At 71.6% G+C, this 15,880-nt stretch carries 13 protein-coding genes; 5 read left to right on the top strand and 8 right to left on the bottom strand.

The genetic code is table 11. The features are described 5' to 3' along the window. Nucleotides 1-18: 18 nt before the first annotated feature. On the top strand, nucleotides 19-1,005 hold the full coding sequence (locus NIE111_RS26730) for an N-acetylglucosamine kinase (protein ID WP_238687075.1): 987 nt from the start codon (nucleotides 19-21) through the stop codon (nucleotides 1,003-1,005). 190 nt (nucleotides 1,006-1,195) lie between these two features. On the opposite strand, the gene NIE111_RS26725 is transcribed toward NIE111_RS26730, so the two are convergent. The 3 genes from NIE111_RS26725 to ngcE all read right to left on the bottom strand — a co-directional run bounded on the left by NIE111_RS26725 (nucleotide 1,196) and on the right by ngcE (nucleotide 4,481). Then, the gene (locus tag NIE111_RS26725) at nucleotides 1,196-2,095 is read right to left on the bottom strand and encodes a carbohydrate ABC transporter permease (protein ID WP_238687074.1); all 900 of its coding nucleotides are present in this window, start codon (nucleotides 2,093-2,095) and stop codon (nucleotides 1,196-1,198) included. Then, the gene (locus tag NIE111_RS26720) at nucleotides 2,092-3,000 is read right to left on the bottom strand and encodes a carbohydrate ABC transporter permease (protein WP_238687073.1); all 909 of its coding nucleotides are present in this window, start codon (nucleotides 2,998-3,000) and stop codon (nucleotides 2,092-2,094) included. The genes NIE111_RS26725 and NIE111_RS26720 overlap by 4 nt, the downstream gene beginning before the upstream one ends. Nucleotides 3,001-3,065: 65 nt before the next feature. Continuing rightward, nucleotides 3,066-4,481 (bottom strand): N-acetylglucosamine/diacetylchitobiose ABC transporter substrate-binding protein, encoded by a 1,416-nt coding sequence (ngcE, locus tag NIE111_RS26715; RefSeq protein WP_238687072.1) that lies wholly within the window; start codon nucleotides 4,479-4,481, stop codon nucleotides 3,066-3,068. A gap of 192 nt (nucleotides 4,482-4,673) precedes the next feature. On the opposite strand from ngcE, the gene NIE111_RS26710 reads away from it, so the two are divergent. Further along, nucleotides 4,674-6,128, top strand: coding sequence for an acyltransferase family protein (locus NIE111_RS26710; protein ID WP_238687071.1), 1,455 nt, complete (start codon nucleotides 4,674-4,676; stop codon nucleotides 6,126-6,128). On the opposite strand, the gene NIE111_RS26705 is transcribed toward NIE111_RS26710, so the two are convergent. Further along, nucleotides 6,100-7,587 carry a CoA-acylating methylmalonate-semialdehyde dehydrogenase gene (locus NIE111_RS26705; RefSeq protein WP_238687070.1) on the bottom strand — a complete coding sequence of 496 codons (1,488 nt, stop codon included), beginning with the start codon at nucleotides 7,585-7,587 and terminating at the stop codon, nucleotides 6,100-6,102. The two genes, NIE111_RS26710 and NIE111_RS26705, sit on opposite strands and share 29 nt — an antisense overlap. Then, complete coding sequence (locus tag NIE111_RS26700; protein ID WP_210781994.1) at nucleotides 7,584-8,882, bottom strand: aspartate aminotransferase family protein; 1,299 nt, start codon at nucleotides 8,880-8,882, stop codon at nucleotides 7,584-7,586. The genes NIE111_RS26705 and NIE111_RS26700 overlap by 4 nt, the downstream gene beginning before the upstream one ends. A gap of 239 nt (nucleotides 8,883-9,121) precedes the next feature. Here NIE111_RS26700 and NIE111_RS26695 point away from each other — a divergent pair, with 239 nt between their 5' ends. Beyond that, on the top strand, nucleotides 9,122-10,015 hold the full coding sequence (locus NIE111_RS26695) for a glutamate cyclase domain-containing protein (RefSeq protein ID WP_238687069.1): 894 nt from the start codon (nucleotides 9,122-9,124) through the stop codon (nucleotides 10,013-10,015). On the opposite strand, the gene NIE111_RS26690 is transcribed toward NIE111_RS26695, so the two are convergent. Then, nucleotides 9,999-10,811: a hypothetical protein gene (locus tag NIE111_RS26690; protein ID WP_238687068.1), complete on the bottom strand. Its 813-nt coding sequence runs from the start codon at nucleotides 10,809-10,811 to the stop codon at nucleotides 9,999-10,001. The genes NIE111_RS26695 and NIE111_RS26690 overlap by 17 nt on opposite strands. Nucleotides 10,812-10,841: 30 nt before the next feature. Further along, nucleotides 10,842-11,714 (bottom strand): hypothetical protein, encoded by an 873-nt coding sequence (locus NIE111_RS26685; protein WP_238687067.1) that lies wholly within the window; start codon nucleotides 11,712-11,714, stop codon nucleotides 10,842-10,844. Nucleotides 11,715-11,800: 86 nt separating this feature from the next. Here NIE111_RS26685 and NIE111_RS26680 point away from each other — a divergent pair, with 86 nt between their 5' ends. Then, the gene (locus NIE111_RS26680) at nucleotides 11,801-12,769 is read left to right on the top strand and encodes a hypothetical protein (RefSeq protein WP_238687066.1); all 969 of its coding nucleotides are present in this window, start codon (nucleotides 11,801-11,803) and stop codon (nucleotides 12,767-12,769) included. A 33-nt stretch (nucleotides 12,770-12,802) separates the two neighbouring features. On the opposite strand, the gene murD is transcribed toward NIE111_RS26680, so the two are convergent. Continuing rightward, nucleotides 12,803-14,149, bottom strand: coding sequence for a UDP-N-acetylmuramoyl-L-alanine--D-glutamate ligase (gene murD / locus NIE111_RS26675; RefSeq protein WP_238687065.1), 1,347 nt, complete (start codon nucleotides 14,147-14,149; stop codon nucleotides 12,803-12,805). 82 nt (nucleotides 14,150-14,231) lie between these two features. Between murD and NIE111_RS26670 the strand changes: the two genes are divergently transcribed. Next, nucleotides 14,232-15,581, top strand: a complete 1,350-nt coding sequence (locus NIE111_RS26670) for a MurL-like N-terminal domain-containing (RefSeq protein WP_238687064.1) — start codon at nucleotides 14,232-14,234, stop codon at nucleotides 15,579-15,581. Nucleotides 15,582-15,880 lie beyond the last annotated feature (299 nt).

Here is a 15,880-nt window from a genome sequence, read left to right as displayed (position 1 = left end):
CCAAGGAGACCCGTGCCGATGTCCGACAGCGTCGTGGTGGGTCTCGATATCGGCGGTACGTCCACCCGAGCGACCGTCCTCACCCTCACCGGGCACCGCGTCGGCACCGGCCGCGCCGGCGGCGGCAACCCCACCAGTCACGGCGCTGAGCGCGCCGCCGCCGAACTGCTGACCGCGCTCCGGGAGGCGCTCGCCGACGTCGACCCCACGCGGGCGGCCGCGGGCACCATCGGGCTCGCCGGAGCCGGCCGGCTGCTCGCCGACCCCGCCGGGCGGGCCGCCTTCGACAGCGCCTGGCACGACGCCGGACTGCGCTGCCCGTACGAGGTGCACGGCGACGCCCTGGTCGCGTACGCCTCCGGCACCGCCGCCACCGACGGAACCATCCTCATCGCCGGCACCGGCGCGATCACCGCCCAGGTCCACGAACTGCGGCTCGGCCGGATCGCCGACGGCCACGGCTGGCTCCTCGGCGACGCCGGCTCGGGCTTCTGGCTCGGTCGGGAAGCCGTACGTCGGCTGCTCGCCGACCTCGACGCCGGCCGTGGGCTGGGCGCGCTGACCACTACCGTGCTCACCGAGATTCTGGGCAGCGCCGACATCGCCACCCGCCCCCGGGACACCGTCGACGCCACCATCCAGACGGTGACCCGTCGACCCCCCATCGAACTGGCCCGGCTCGCGCCGCTGGTCGTCGACGCCGCCACCCACGGCGACCCGGTCGCCACCGCGCTGATCACCGAAGCCGCCGGGCACCTCACCGAGAGCGTGAGCCGCATCCGCCCCGCCGGGGCGGTGACGCCGATCGTGCTCGGCGGCGGGCTGCTCACCTCGGACACCCCGCTCGCCGTCGCCGTCCGGTCCGAGATCGCGCGACACTGGCCGGACGCGCCACTGCGCACCGCCGGAGACGGGGCCGCCGCCGCAGCCTGGCTCGCCGCCCGTGGCCTACCCGAGGTGACCGACCCGGCCGTCCTGCACGCCCGCCTCTTCCCCACCCCCTGAAGCCCTGGGCGCTGGGCGCGCTGCCCCACGCGCCCGCCCACGCGGCGACGCTTCCGGCCACGATCGTGCTCGACCCAGGATGGAGTGGCCTCGCGCCGCGAGGAGGGAACCACATCCAGGATCGAGCGCGATCAAGGCGCTGGTCGGCACGCCGGGCTGGTGATCGGGATCGGTCAGAGGTGGGTGAGTCCTACTTGAGTTGACCTGCGGTGAGGCCGGACTGCACCTGCCGCTGGAAGGCCACGTAGACAGCGAGCACCGGCAGCACAGCGATACTCAACCCGGCGAAGAGCCGAGCGTAGTCGCCGGCGTACCCCTGGCTGACCGACAGCGCGAACAGCCCCTGCGCCAGCATCCACTTGGACTCGTCGCCCTGCAACAGCACCTGCGGCAGCAGGAACTGGTTCCAGTGACTGAGGAAGTTGAAGATCGCCACGCTGATCAGTCCCGGACGCGCCATGGGCAGCATCACCCGGAAGAAGAGCCGGAAGTGACCGCAGCCGTCGACCAGTGCGGCCTCCGCCACCGAGGTCGGCAGGGTCCGGAAGAACGCGGTCAGGAAGAACACGGTGAACGGCAGCGAGTAGGCCGCGTACACGAGGATCAGCCCGAGCCAGGTGTTGAAGAGACCGGCGTTGCGGACCACGAAGAACAGCGGCACCAGGGCGAGGAACACCGGGAACATCAGGCCGCCGACGAACAGGTAGTAGACGACCTGGCGGCCGCGGAACTCGTACCGGGCGAAGACGTACGCGGCGGTGGCGCCCATCAGCATGGTCAGGCTGACCGAACCGGCCACCACCACCAGGCTGTTGATGAAGTACCGGCCGATGTGCGCGCCGGTCCAGGCCCGCGCCCAGTTGTCCAGGTGCAGTGCGCCGGGAAGCCCCCACGGGTCGGCGAGGATCTCACCGTTGGTCTTGAACGAGCTGATGAACATCCACAACAGCGGCAGTACGGTGAGCAGGCCCCAGAGCAGCAGGAAGCCGTGCGAGAGGGCGTTGGCCACGCCGAGTTCCCGGCGTACCGGGCGGTCCCCGCTGGTGACCGGAGTCGGGGCGGTCGCGGTGGGCTGATCCAGAGTGGTCACGAGTACTCAATTCGTTCGCGCCGGCCGACCCGCAGCGACAGCACCGCCACCGAGAGGGTCAGGAAGAACATCACCACGCCGATCGCCGAGGCGTAGCCGAACTTGGTCTCGCTGCCGAAGGCGGTGTCGTACATCCGTACGCCGATCACGTCGGTGGAGAAGTTCGGCCCGCCGTTGGTCATCAACTGCACGAGGATGAACCCGTCCAGGGCGAAGATGGCCAGGTAGACCCAGGCGACCTGGACGGTGTCCCAGAGCAGCGGCAGGGTGACCCGGCGCAGGGTGGTGAACCGGGACGCGCCGTCGAGCAGGACGGCCTCGTAGATCTCCTTCGGCACTGCCGACATCGCCGCGCCGAACAGCACCACGTAGAAGCCGACGTTGCTCCAGACCATCACCGCCAGCACGCACCAGAAGGCGGTCGCCGGGTCGCCGAGCCAGGTCGGCGCGGGCAGGCCGACCGCGTGTGCGGCGCTGGTGAGCAGCCCCTGGTTGGGGTGGTACACCTCCTTCCACAGCAACGCGATGATCACCACGGAGAGCACCTGCGGGAAGAAGTAGACGGTGCGGTAGAGCGCGCCGCCGCGTACGCCGGTGACGCCGGCGCTGCCCTTGCGCCCGCCCATGGCGAGCATGGTGGCGAAGAAGAGCCCGAGCACGATGGTCAGCACCGGGACCAGTCCCAGCAGGATCGCGTTGTTCTTCAGCGCGTTCCACACGTAGTCGTCGTGCCAGAGGGTCTTGAAGTTGGCCAGGCCGACGGAGTTGGCGTCGGCGGAGTAGCCGAGCCAGTCGGTGGTGGAGATCTGGAACGCCTGGAGGTACGGCGAGACGACGAAGAACACGTACAGCAGCACCGGTGGCACCAGGAACGTGACGATAAGCGGCCACTTGCCATGTTTCACGAGAGGGACCTCTCCGTTGGGGTACGGCCGGTGGGGGCGGATCTCTCCCCCACCGGCCGGGCGGGTCAGGCCGCTCGCTTGTACTTCTTGATCGAGCTGTCCTGGGCGATCGAGTCGGCGCCCTTCTGGCACTGGTCGAGGAACTCGGCGGGGCCGATCCGGCCGCTGAAGAACTCGCCGCACGCCGCGTCGACGAGGTTGCGCTCCAACTTGCGGTAGAAGTTGTTGTAGACCCAGTTGAAGCCGTTGGCACCGGACGCGTCGAGGGCCTTGACCACCGTGCTCAGCCCGTACGGCAGCTCGACGCCCTCGGTGGCGCCGGCGACAACGGTGAGGCTGGCGACCTTCCTCGTGAAGTCCTGGGCGCCCTTCTTGGAGAGCATGGTCCGGAAGTACTCCAGGCCACCGGCGACGTTGCGGGCCTTGGCGGGCACCATGAACGGCTCCCCGGCGGTGCCCCGGATCGCCTCGAACGGCAGTTTGTCGCCGCTGCCCAGGCTCGGCGTCGGCGCGATGGTCATGTTGAACCCGGCCGGGGTGACGTCCTTCTGCTCGCTCTCCAGCCAGGAGCCGCAGGAGATGAAGGCGGCCTTGCCCTGACACCAGGCGGTCTGCGACTGCTTGTGGTCCAGGCCGGGCGAGCCGTCCAGGATGTACTTGTCCTTGACGATCTGGTGCCAGGCGTCGGCGGCGGCACGCATGGAGTCGGACTTCCAGGCGTTCGGTTCCAGGTTGTCGATGGCGGTGGCCACGGACGGGCCGCCGAACTTGATGGCCGTGGAGATCAGCGGCCAGCTCATGTAGCGCGGGTGCAGGCCGGCGTACGTCCAGGGGGCGATGCCGGCGGCCTTGATCTGCTTGCAGAGCGCGATGTGCTCGTCCCAGGTCTTCGCGTACGACCAGCCGCGGTCGGCGAAGAGCTTGGCGGAGTGCCAGATGCCGTAGGCGGTGTAGGTGTAGTTGAGCACCAGGAACTTGCCGTCGTAGGAGCCGACCTCGACCGCGCCGGGCAGCAGGGTGTCCTTGACCGTCTTGCCGGGGATGTCGAGGCTCGGGGCGGCCAGCAGTTCGTCGAGGCCGGCGAGGGCGTTCTGGCTGACCAGGCCGTTGAAGTCGATCTGGCTGGACCCGGAGTTGTTGACCACGTCCGGCGGGGTGCCGTCGACGAAGCGCGGCTGGAGGGTCTTGCTGATCTCCTGGGTGGAGGAGTGCTTGATCTTCGCCTTCGGGTACTTCTCGGTGTACATGGCCTCGTGGGCCTTGGCGTACTCCTCACCGAACCCGCCGCCGAAGATCACCACCTCGAGTGGGGCGTCCTCCTTCACGCCGAGCGGGTTCTGGGCGCTCTTGGTGCCCTGGTAGGTCTCGGCATCCTTCTTGTCACCGCCACCGCTGGTGGCGCAGCCGGACAGCAGGCCGGCGGCGGGGGTGGCCAGGAGGCCGGCGGCGGCGCTGCGCCGCAGGATGTCACGCCTGTTCATGGGTTCTCCTCGGGTCGGGTCGGGCGGATCGCCGGTCTGTGGGGGAGGCGTCCGCCGCGCGAGGGACGGTAGTTCTCTTCAGTTCATGCTCTGTTGCTGAAGAATTTCTACGACAGCCGGGCTCGGACTTCAAGTCCTGAGGGCCGAACCGTTATCACCACCAGCCGCCGCCGGGTCGCCTAACCTGAGGCGATGCGCCGTCTGCGCCAGCTGGCCGAGCGCACCCCGGCTGGGCGGGAACGGTACGTCGACCTGCTCCGCGCGCTCGCCATCACCATGGTCATTCTCGGACACTGGAGCGTCACGGTGGTCGGGCGCAACCCCGACGGGCAGGCCACCGGGCACTCCGCGCTCGGCGACCTGCGCTGGGCGTACCCGCTGACCTGGCTGGCCCAGGTGATGCCGGTCTTCTTCCTGGTCGGGGGGTACGCCAACGCGGCCTCGGTGACCCGGCTGCGAGCCCGCGGCGGCGACTCCGCCGGCTGGCTGATCGACCGCAGTGCCCGCCTGGTCCGCCCCACCAGCACGCTGCTGCTGGTGCTCACCGCGGTCGCGGCGGTCGCCCGGCTGCGCGGCGCCGACCCGACCCAGATTCGCGAGGTGTTCTGGTTCGCCACCATTCCGCTCTGGTTCCTGGTCGCCTACCTGGCGGCGGTCGTGCTCACCCCACCGATGTACGCGCTGCACCGCCGCCTCGGCCTGGCCGTGCCGCTGGTGCTCGTCGCGGTGGTCGGCCTCGGCGACCTCGGCCGGCTGAGCGGGCCGGAGGAGCTGAGTTACGGCAACTACCTGTTCGGTTGGCTCGCCGTCCACCAGCTCGGCTTCGCCTGGCACGACGCCCGCGCCACGCCACCACCTGCCGACCCGAAGACGCCACCGCCCGCGAAGGCCGGCGCAACCGCGCCACCACCTGCCGCGACCGACGCTGCCGGGCCGCCGACTCCCGACCGTCCGGGGGTACGCCGACGGCGGCTGCCCACCTCCCACCGGGCCGGTCTGGCCTTCCTGGGCGGCGGGCTGGGCGCGGTGCTGCTGCTCACCGTCCTCGGCCCCTGGCCGGTGGCCATGCTCAAGGTGCCCGACGAGCGGCTCGACAACGCCGCACCACCCAGCCTCGCGTTGCTGGCCGTCGCCGCCGGCCAGCTCGGTCTGATCCTGCTGCTGCGCGGCCCGGCCGAACGACTGCTGCGCCGCAGCGGGCCGTGGCAGGTGGTGATCGGGGTCAACCTGGTGGTGCTGACCGTCTTCCTCTGGCACCTGACCGCCGCGATCCTGCTGATCGGGTTGCTCGACGCGGTCGGGACGCTGCCCACCCCGGCGGTCGACACGGCCGCCTGGTGGGCCTGGCGGGTGCCCTGGTTGCTGCTGCTCAGCGCCGTTCTGGCGGTGCTGGTCGCCATCTTCGGAACGGTGGAGGCGCGCAGCGGCCGCCACCGCACCGGACGGGGGACCCCTCGGGGCACCCCGGCCCGGGCGGCATTGGCGGTGGCCGGCTACGCCGCCGTGGTGGCCGCGCTGCTGATCAACAGCACCACGCCGCAGCAGGCCCCGGAGCCGCTCGGCACGCCCGTCCCGGCGCTGGTGGCGTACCTGGCCGGGGCGGGCGTGCTGCGACTGCTCAGGTCTGGGTGGGGAACCCGAGGTTGACCCCGCCGTGGCGCGGATCCAACCAGCGGCTGGTGACGACCTTGCCCCGGGTGAAGAAGCGCACCCCGTCCTCGCCGTGCGCGTGCAGGTCGCCGAAGAGCGACGACTTCCAGCCGCCGAACGAGTGGTACGCCATCGGCACCGGGATGGGCACGTTGATCCCGACCATGCCCACCTCCACCTCGTGCTGGTAGCGCCGGGCCGCCCCACCGTCGTTGGTGAAGATCGCCGTGCCGTTGCCGTACGGGCTGGCGTTGACCAGGTCAACCGCCTCGTCGTACGAGCCGACCCGCACCACGCTCAGCACCGGCCCGAAGATCTCGTCGGTGTAGATCGACATGTCGGGGGTCACCCGGTCGAACAGCGTCGGGCCGAGCCAGAAACCGTCCGGGTCGCCGTCGGGCGTCACGTCCCGCCCGTCCACCACCGGCACCGCGCCGGCGGCGACACCTGCGTCCACGTAGGAGCGCACCTTCGCCGCGTGCGCGGCGGTCACCAACGGGCCCATGTCGCAGCCCCGTCGGCCGTCGCCGATGCGCAGACCGGTCACCCTCGCCGCGATCCGCTCGACCAGCGAGTCCGCCACCGGCTCCACAGCCACCAGCACCGAGATGGCCATGCACCGCTCCCCCGCCGAGCCGAACCCGGCGTTGACCGCCGCGTCGGCGGCCAGGTCCAGATCGGCGTCCGGGAGCACCACCATGTGGTTCTTCGCCCCACCGAGCGCCTGCACCCGCTTGCCGGCGGCAGTTCCGCGTTGGTAGACGTACCTGGCGATCGGGGTGGAGCCGACGAACGACACCGCCCGCACCTCCGGGTGATCCAGCAACGCGTCGACCGCCTCGGAGTCGCCGTTGACCACGGTGAGCACCCCGTCGGGCAGGCCCGCCTCGGCGAACCACTCGGCCAGCAGCAGCGCCGCGCTCGGGTCCTTCTCGCTCGGCTTGAGCACCACCGCGTTGCCGCAGGCCACCGCCACCGGCACGAACCACAGCGGCACCATCACCGGGAAGTTGAACGGGGAGATCACCGCGACCACCCCGAGCGGCTGCCGGATGGTGTACGAGTCGATCTCGGTGGACACGTTCTCGCTGAACGCGCCGCGCAGCGCCGACGGCAGGCCGCACGCGTACTCGATGACCTCAAGGCCGCGCTGCACCTCGCCGGCGGCGTCGGCGAGCACCTTGCCGTGCTCGGCGGTGATCACCTCCGCGAGCCGGTCCCGCCGGGTGTGCACCAACTCCCGGAAGGCGAACAGCACAGCGGACCGCCGGGCCAGCGACGCGTCCCGCCAGGACCGCGCCGCGCGGACGGCGGCCCGCACCGCCACGTCGACGTCCGCTGCCGAGGCCAGCTCGACCTCGGCGGTACGCCGACCTGTCGCCGGGTCGAACACGTCACCGCGCCGCCGCGACGTGCCGTCGACCCGCTTGCCGTCGATGAAGTGACCGATGCTCATGCCGCCACCCCCGCAGCCGAACGGATCGCGTCGACGAGGATCGCCAGGCCCTCACGGGCCTCCTCCTCGGTCAGCGTCAACGGTGGACCCATCCGCAGCACGTTGCCGTGGAGGCCGCCCTTGCCGGTGAGCAGGCCACCGTCGCGGGCGGCTTCGAAGACCCGGTTGGTCAGCGCCGGATCCGGCTCACTGCCGCCCGGCCGGACGAACTCGACGCCGAGCATCAGCCCCTTTCCGCGTACCTCGGCGACGCAGTCGAGCCCGCCCACCGCGGACCGCAGGCCGTCGGCGAGGATCGCGCCGACGCGGGCCGCGTTCGCCTGGAGGTCGTGGGCGATCAGGTAGTCGAGCACCGCGTTGCCGGCCGCCGTGGAGATCGGGTTGCCGCCGAAGGTGGAGAAGCTGATGGCCGGCACCGACTCCAGCACCTCGGCCCGGCCGACCACCCCGGCCAGGGCGAACCCGTTGCCGATGCCCTTGGCGAAGGTGAGCAGGTCCGGGGTGACGCCGTGCGCCTGGTAACCCCAGAAGTGCTCCCCGGTACGCCCCCAGCCGGTCTGCACCTCGTCGGCGATGAACAGGATGCCGTGCTCGTCGAGGACCTTCTTCCAGCCGGCGAAGAGCCCGTCCGGCGGGTGCACGAAACCGCCAACGCCCTGGATCGGCTCGGCGATGAGCGCTGCCACGTCTCCGGCGGTCTGGGTGGCCAAGACCTCGCGCAGGTCCTCCACCGCCGCGTCGACCTGCTCGTCGGCGCTGAGCCGGGCCAGCAGACCACGCACCCGGTCACCGGAGTGCAGCCAGGCCACCTGCAGCGGGTTGAGGCCGCTGGCCGACCAGTTGCGGTTGCCGGTGACGCCCATCGCCGCGTACGACCGGCCGTGGTAACTGTTGCGCACGGCCAGGATCTGGTGCGAGCGGCGGTGGTTGGTGGCGACCAGCAGCGCCGCCTCGTTCGCCTCGGTGCCGGAGTTGGTGAAGAACACCCGGGCGTCCGGGATGCCGGAGCGCTGGGCGATCTTCTCGGCCAGCTCCACCTGTTGGCGGATCAGGTAGAGCGTCGAGGTGTGCGCGATGCCGGTGGCGAGCTGCCGCTCGACGGCCTCCCGGATCTCCGGAATGTCGTACCCGATCATGTTCGTCAGTACGCCGCCGAAGAAGTCCAGGTAGCTGCGCCCCTGCGCGTCGGTGACCCGGCGGCCCGAGCCGGAGACCAACTCGAGCGGCTCGGCGTAGTACAACGGCATCCAGGACGGGAGCACGGCCCGATGCCGGGCCAGCAGGTCGTCGGTCATCGTGGCAACCCTTCAGCGGCGTTCGTGGATACCGCACGCTCCCACCACCCGCCGACGCGAACAACTGTCAGCCTGTAGCGCATGGCCGCCCCGACCTGACAGCACGTCAACGGTTTCCACAGCAAGGGTCGACCTCGACCCATGATTTCCGCAGCACTTGTGGGGAAAGTCCACTCGATCCGCAGCCTGGCCGCCTACCGCTACAGTGGGTTGGTCCACTGCCGCTGGGGAGGCACACGGTGCCTATCGAAGAGACGATCGCCGAGCTGGAGCGCGTCGCCGCACGCGAGGTGGGCCGGGGCAGCGAGGCGCTGGCCGCGCCCGCAGCGGGTGGGCTGCTGGCCGCCGCCCGGTCGCTCGCCGCCGCCGCGGCGCCCGACGCCGCGGTGTTCACCGGGTTCTTCATCCCCGGCGCCGAGCCACCCGCCGCGGAGACCGACGGCCCGCTCGGCGCGGTCCAGATCGCCGCCGCGCTGCGCGTGCTCGGTGGCCGGTGCCGGATCGTCACCGACGAGCCCTGCGCCCCGGTGGTCGAGGCGGCCGCCGCCGCCGCGCCGGGCCTGCCGGTCGACGTCGCGCCGCTGCGGGGGTACGAGGAGTGGGCCGCCGCCCTGCTCCCCGAGTACGGCCGGCTGACCCACCTCGTCGCCTGCGAACGGGTCGGGCCCGGGGTGGACGGTCGGCCCCGCAACATGCGCGGCGAGGACATCGGCGCGCACACCGCACCCCTGGACCGGCTCTATACCTCCGGGTCGGCCTACCGGATCGGCATCGGCGACGGCGGCAACGAACTCGGCATGGGCCTTCTGCCGGCGGACCTGATCGGACGGGTGGTCGCCTCGGGCGAGCGGATCCGGTGCGTGGTGGGCGCTGACGCGCTGCTCGTCGGCGGCACGTCCAACTGGGCCGCAGCCGCCCTCGTCGGCGCGCTGTCACTGCTCCGCCCGGATGTGCCCCAGCTTCGGACGCTGCTGGAGCCCGCCTGGTCGTACGACCTGCTGACCGCGATAGTGCGCGCGGGCGCGGTGGACGGCGTACGCCGACGCCCCACGCTCAGCGTCGACGGCCTCGACTGGCCCGCGTACGCCGAACCGCTCACCCGGATCGCTGAGCTGGTCAGGGAAGCCCGGTAGGTGTCTGTGGCTCGGTAGCCGGCCGCAGTGACCTCGGCGGGCGGCTCGCCGCTCGCGCGTGCGCAACCTGTCGGGGGCGCAACGGCAGGTGCAGGGCGGCTGCGACCACAGCGAAGGCCGCCCAGCCAGCGCCCAGCGCCGCGGCCGACGAGACGTCCTGGAGGTAGTGGTACGCGGTGAGGAAGCCGACCAGCGCGAGGCTGTTGCGAGCGAAGTGCCGACTGAACTCGGCCAACTGCCGGCGGGCCTCGACGGCGACCAGCACCCCCGAGTACGGGAACGTCACCACCATGCCGCGCAGCACCGCGCCGAGCAGTTGGGTGAGGACCGCCCCAACGAAGATCACCACCAGCTTGAGCAACGCCGGCAGCCCGTCCGGGCGGGTCTCCGCGACGGCGACCGTCTCCTCAGTGGGAGCACCACGTCGGCGGGCACGGCGGCGCAGCCACAGGATGGCCGCCAGCCAGAGCACGAGCGTGCCGGCGAGGGCCACCTCGAACGGAATGTGGACGGCCAACAGGCCGGCGCTCAGCGCCACGTAGACGCCGATCCCCGCGACGTCGGCGAGCAGGATCGGCCAACGCCACCGCTGGTGGGTGACCGCCACTGTGACGAAGAAGAGATTGAGCCCGAGCACACCGAGCACCTGCGCGCCGTCCACCCGATAATCGGTGGTGAGCAGGGCGAGCGTCATCGGCAGCGGCAGGCTGTAGACCAGCGCGCGGAGCCGGACGGAGCGGATCACGCTGACCGCCCACACCACTGCCGTCACCAGCAGGACCGCGCTCCACGTCATGGCTCACCCGTTCCCGCCCCGGTGGGGCCGTCAGTCCTGGAAGGTTGCGGCGTTCGCGCAGCTGTCGAACACGCGGGTGAGCCGAGCGACGTCCGTCCGGTTGACCGAGAACTGATTCTCGCCGATCTCGCCGTGCGCGGTCATGTGGGCCTCCCAACAGCTCGACCCGTCCCAGAGCGTCAAGTTCACGTGCAGGTGCGGACTCACCACCCCGAGGGGCAGCAGACCCACCCGCGCCCCGGCCGCGCGCTGCTTCTCCACCAGGGCGGACAAATCGTCGGTCAACCTGGCGTAGACGAAGACCCGGGTGATCTGGACACCCCGTTGCAGGGCCTCCACGTTGGCCTCCCAGTAGCGCCGGCCGATCTCACTGCGCCACCAGCTCAGCTCCCCGCTCACCCGAGGCATCACGTTCGTCAACCCGTCCAGCCGACGTACGCAGGCGCGGGTCGCGCCGACCAGGTCCTCGTCCTCGTCACCGCGCCGGATGATCCGACCGTCAGCGAGCTGCTCGGCCTCCAACCGGAACTGCTCGTAGCGCCGCTGCGCCTCCACCGCGACCCGGGTGCCCGCGTGCTGCTCGGCCGCCTCCCGCATCGCCCCGGCCAGCTCAGTGGTGGTGCGGACCAGCCAGGGCGGGCCGTCCAACAGTGTGCGCAGATGGAAGCGACGCTCCGCGCGGGCCAGTGAGTCGACCAACAGCGAGATGGTGATGCCCATCAGACCGGCCAGCAGCGACTCCACCCCGGAGGCGGCGTTGCTGAGGTCGAGCACGACGCTGAGGGTGATCGACAGCGTGATGCCGACCAACGCCACCGGGTCGGTGTGCGCCACCAGCCGGACGAAGCCGGCGGTGGAACCGCCGCCCTCCCGTAACCGCTGACGGGCCACGTCACGGTTCATCGAGATCCCCCAATCAGCCGCTCTCGCCAGCGTAGACAGCAACCACAAGCACCGGCCCCACCGCGGCGGGCCGGTAGCATCCGGCTGTGCACAGAGCGGACGCGGCGCCGTCGACCGGAACGGACGACGAGCGGATCACGGCGGAGATCCAGACCTGGGTCTGCTCCACCCCGCTCCGCGGCCTCGTCGCCCACTTCGGTGGCCGCTGGCCCGACGGTGACCTCACCGACGTGCTCCGCTTCCTCGACGACTTCTCCGCCCGCCACTGGGACTTCCGGGGCGGCCGGGAACGGCCCGACGCCCGGGAGCCCGACCTCGACCCGGCCACCGCGACACTGGTGCTCGACGCGGCTGCCACGCTCGGGCTGATCCACCCGGTGCCACCGGCCCGGTCGGCGTACGCCCACCTGGTGGTGCTCGGCGGCCTGGCGCACGCCTGCGTACGCCGCGTCGGCTACGCCGCGCACCTGCTCCGCGCCGGCCTACCGGTGAGCGGCGAGGTCGCCGTCCTGGGCAGCTTCCGGCCGCTGTCGAACGGGGAACGACGCACGCTCGCCGAGGCGGGCCTGCCGGCCGACGAGACCGAGGTGGACGTGCTGGACACGGCCGTCCGCCGGGTGTTCGAGGTGGCCGCCCCGGCCGAGCAGGCCGGCGTCGACGCCGGCCACCCACACCACTCCTGGTCGTCGCGGACCTACCGACCGGACGGGCTGCCGCCGATCCGGGTGCTGGCCGCGCCGTCCAGCGAACCCGACCAGCGGCGGGCCCACACCGCCGACACCCAGCGGTTCTGGGCCGGCCACGTCCGGCTCGCGCCGGGCGACAAGGTCCTGATGGTCACCGCGCCGATCTACGTGCCGTTCCAGCACTGCGACGCGCTACGCACGCTGGCCGTGCCGTACGGGTGCGCCATCGACACGGTCGGCGTGGACCCGACGCTCGCCGACCTGGCGGTGCTGCCCGAGCAGACGCTCACGCCGGGGCGCTACCTCCAGGAGATCCGCTCGGCGATCCGCTCGATGCGTGCCCTGCACGCCGGGCTTCACCCGCGCTGACGTGGAAGGCCAGGCCCGTCGGCTGAGCCGGGCTCAGCGGGCGGTGTCGGCGACGGCCTGGGCGAAGACCTCGGAGCGGTGCTCGAAGTTGCGGAACCGGCCGTAGCTGGGCGCGGCCGGGGACAGCAGCACCACCCCGCCGGCCGGGGTCACCTCGCGGGACAGCCGGACCGCGTCCACCAGGTCGTCGACCAGTTCGGTACGCACCTTCGGCAGGCCGGCGAGCACCTCGACGATCCGGGTGCCGCTGTCCGGAATCCCGATGACTGTCAGCTCCCGCTCGGCCAGGTGCTCGGCCAACGGCGTGTAGTCCAGCCCTCTGTCGTTGCCTCCGACGATCACCGTCAACGGCCGCCCGTCGTACGCGTCGATGGCGTGCATGGCCGCGTACGGGCTGGTGGCCAGTGTGTCGTCGACGAACGTCAGCCCGGACGGGTCGGTGATCTCGGTGAGCCGGTGGGCCAGCCCCTGGAACTCGGCGACCGCGACGGCCAGGTGGTCCTTGCCGGCCACCACGTCCACGCCGAGCGCGTCGAGCACGGCGAGCGCGACACAGAGGTTGCCCTCGTTGTGCCGGCCGACCAGCGGCAGCACCGCACGCGGGAAGAGCGGCTGGTCACCGACGTGGAACCACTGCGTGCCGTCGGCGCCGGTGGCGACGTGGGTGGTGTCGGGGCGACCGGCGCGGACCGCCGGCAGCTCACCCAGCTCCGCGGCGAGCCGGGGGTCGCCACCGTTGACCACTATCGTCTGCGGGTCGTGGGCGAGCAGGTTGAGCTTGTCCCGGTAGTACTCCCGTTCCCCACCGTGCGCGTCCAGGTGCTCGGGGAAGAGCGCGGTGACCACTGCCACCCGGGGTGAGTCGGTGAGGTCGCTGCACTGGTAGCTGGACAGCTCCAACACGTACAGCTCCGCGTCCGGCAGGTCCAGGGTCGGCACCCCGATGTTGCCGCCGAAGACGTTCGGCCGGCCCATCGCGGTGAGCAGGTGGCTGATCAGGCTGGAGGTGGTGCTCTTGCCCTTGCTGCCGGTGACCCCGACGGTGCGCGCGGCGTGGTCGGCCATCCACAACGCGGTGCCCTGGGTCACCAGGATCCCGCGGCGACGCAGCTCGATCAGCCACGGGTGGGTCTGGGGCACGCCCGGGGAGCGGACCACCACGTCGGCGGCGGCCAGCCGTTCGAAGCCCGCCTCGCCGGTGACCAACGGCGCCGCCTCGGCCAGGGGGCCGTCCCAGGGCAGCGACAGGAAGTTCGCGCTGTCGTCCACGGCGACCAGCTCGGCCGGGCCGTGCGCGGCGATGGCGGTCACAGCGGCCCGGCCCTCCCGACCGGTGCCCCAGACGGCGACGGTACGTCCGCGCAGGTCAGAAAGGCGCACGGGGCTCTCCTCGTGGGTCACGGCGGCGGCAGGGCGGGCCCGGTCCGGACACGGCCGGACGAACCAGGGCCTAGTATGGCGTGTGCCCAACGAGCAGCTCCGGCGGATGGACGCCTTCACCTTCCCGTCCTACTCGATCGACTTCGCCACCGGCGAGGTGTTGTTCGACTACGCCCTGACCGGCCCGGCCGGTGAGCAGCGGTTCACCGAGGTGATCACGCTCCCGCTGCCGGCGGAACCGCCCTCCGACGAGACGGTGGCGACCCTCGACCGGGTGTTGGAGGTGCTGCACCTCGTCGCCGGGGTCAGCTACTACAAGGCCGCCGCGCCGCCCCGACTCGTGCTGCCGGCGCCGCTGGGCGCGGCCACCGTCGACTACGTCACGACCGTCTACACCAAGGGCCTCGCTGAGTACGCGTACCGCAACCAACTGCCGCACGTGCTCGAGCTGCGCCCGGAGGTTCCGGCCGGCACCCCGGAGTCGCCCCGGGTGTACGACGACTCGGACCGTCGCCCGCTCTCGGCGGTCGGCGGCGGTAAGGACTCGATCGTCAGCCTGGAGGCGCTGCGCCGCGCCGAGCTGGACCCGGTGCCGTTCTCGGTCAACCCGAACCACGTGATCGTCGCTGTCAACGAGGCGTCCGGGCTGGTCCCGCTGGCCGCCCGGCGGCGCATCGACCCGGTGCTGTTCGACCTGAACGCGGCCGGCGCGTTGAACGGGCACATCCCGGTCACCGCCATCAACTCCCTGATCGCGGTGGCCACCGCCGTCCTGCACGGGCTGGGCCCGGTGGTGATGTCCAACGAGCGTTCGGCGTCCGACCCGAACCTGGTCTGGAACGGCCACGAGATCAACCACCAGTGGTCCAAGGGCGTCGAGGCGGAGGGGCTGCTGCGCGCGTCGCTGGCCGAGCACGCCGGCCTGACCGACCCGTACTTCTCCCTGCTGCGTTCGTTGTCCGAGCTGCACATCGCGCGGCTGTTCGCCGAGTTCACCAGGTACGACGACGTGGTGACCAGCTGCAACCAGGCGTTCAAGCTGCGCGACGCGAGTGAGCGCTGGTGCCGTGACTGCCCGAAGTGCCGCTTCGTCTTCCTGGCCATGGCGCCGTTCATGCCGCGCGAGCGGGTGGTGGGCATCTTCGGGGGTGACCTGCTGGCCGACGAGTCGCAGATCCCCGGCTACCGCGAGTTGCTGGGCGTGGACGGGCACAAGCCGTTCGAGTGCGTGGGCGAGGTCGAGGAGTCGGTGGTGGCCCTCGGCCTGCTCGCCGAGCAAGACCAGTGGCGCGACGCCCCGGTGATCCAGGCCCTGGTCGACGCCGTCCCGGAGACGGCCTGGTCCGCGGTGGCCCACTCGGACGTCTTCACCCCCGGCGGCCCCAACCACATCCCACCCACGTACGCCAAAGCCCTGAATTCCCTCACCTGACTCGGAAGTGGGCCCACTTTCCCCAGTCGGCCCCGCCCCGCCCCGCCCCGCCCCGCCCCGCCCCGCCCCCCCCCGCCCCCCCCCCCCCCCCCCCCCCCCCCGGGGGTGTGCCCCGTCGCGCCTGGGCCGGCTGTCCCGACCACATACGGGCCGGGGTGAGCCGAACCGGGCCGGGACGGGCGCACCCCAGAGCGCCCGAGCGAGGCCCGCCCCTAGGGAGAGAGAGCAGCGCATGCGAGGGGAGTGACACTAGAGTGCGGTGGTCTGATGCTACAAATATAGCAATGCATACAGATGGG

Source organism: Micromonospora hortensis (assembly GCF_022230935.1).
In the GTDB taxonomy this organism is placed as follows: domain Bacteria; phylum Actinomycetota; class Actinomycetes; order Mycobacteriales; family Micromonosporaceae; genus Micromonospora; species Micromonospora hortensis.
Note: the sequence above shows the minus strand (reverse complement) of the source record. Positions and strands in the feature narration are given on the sequence as shown.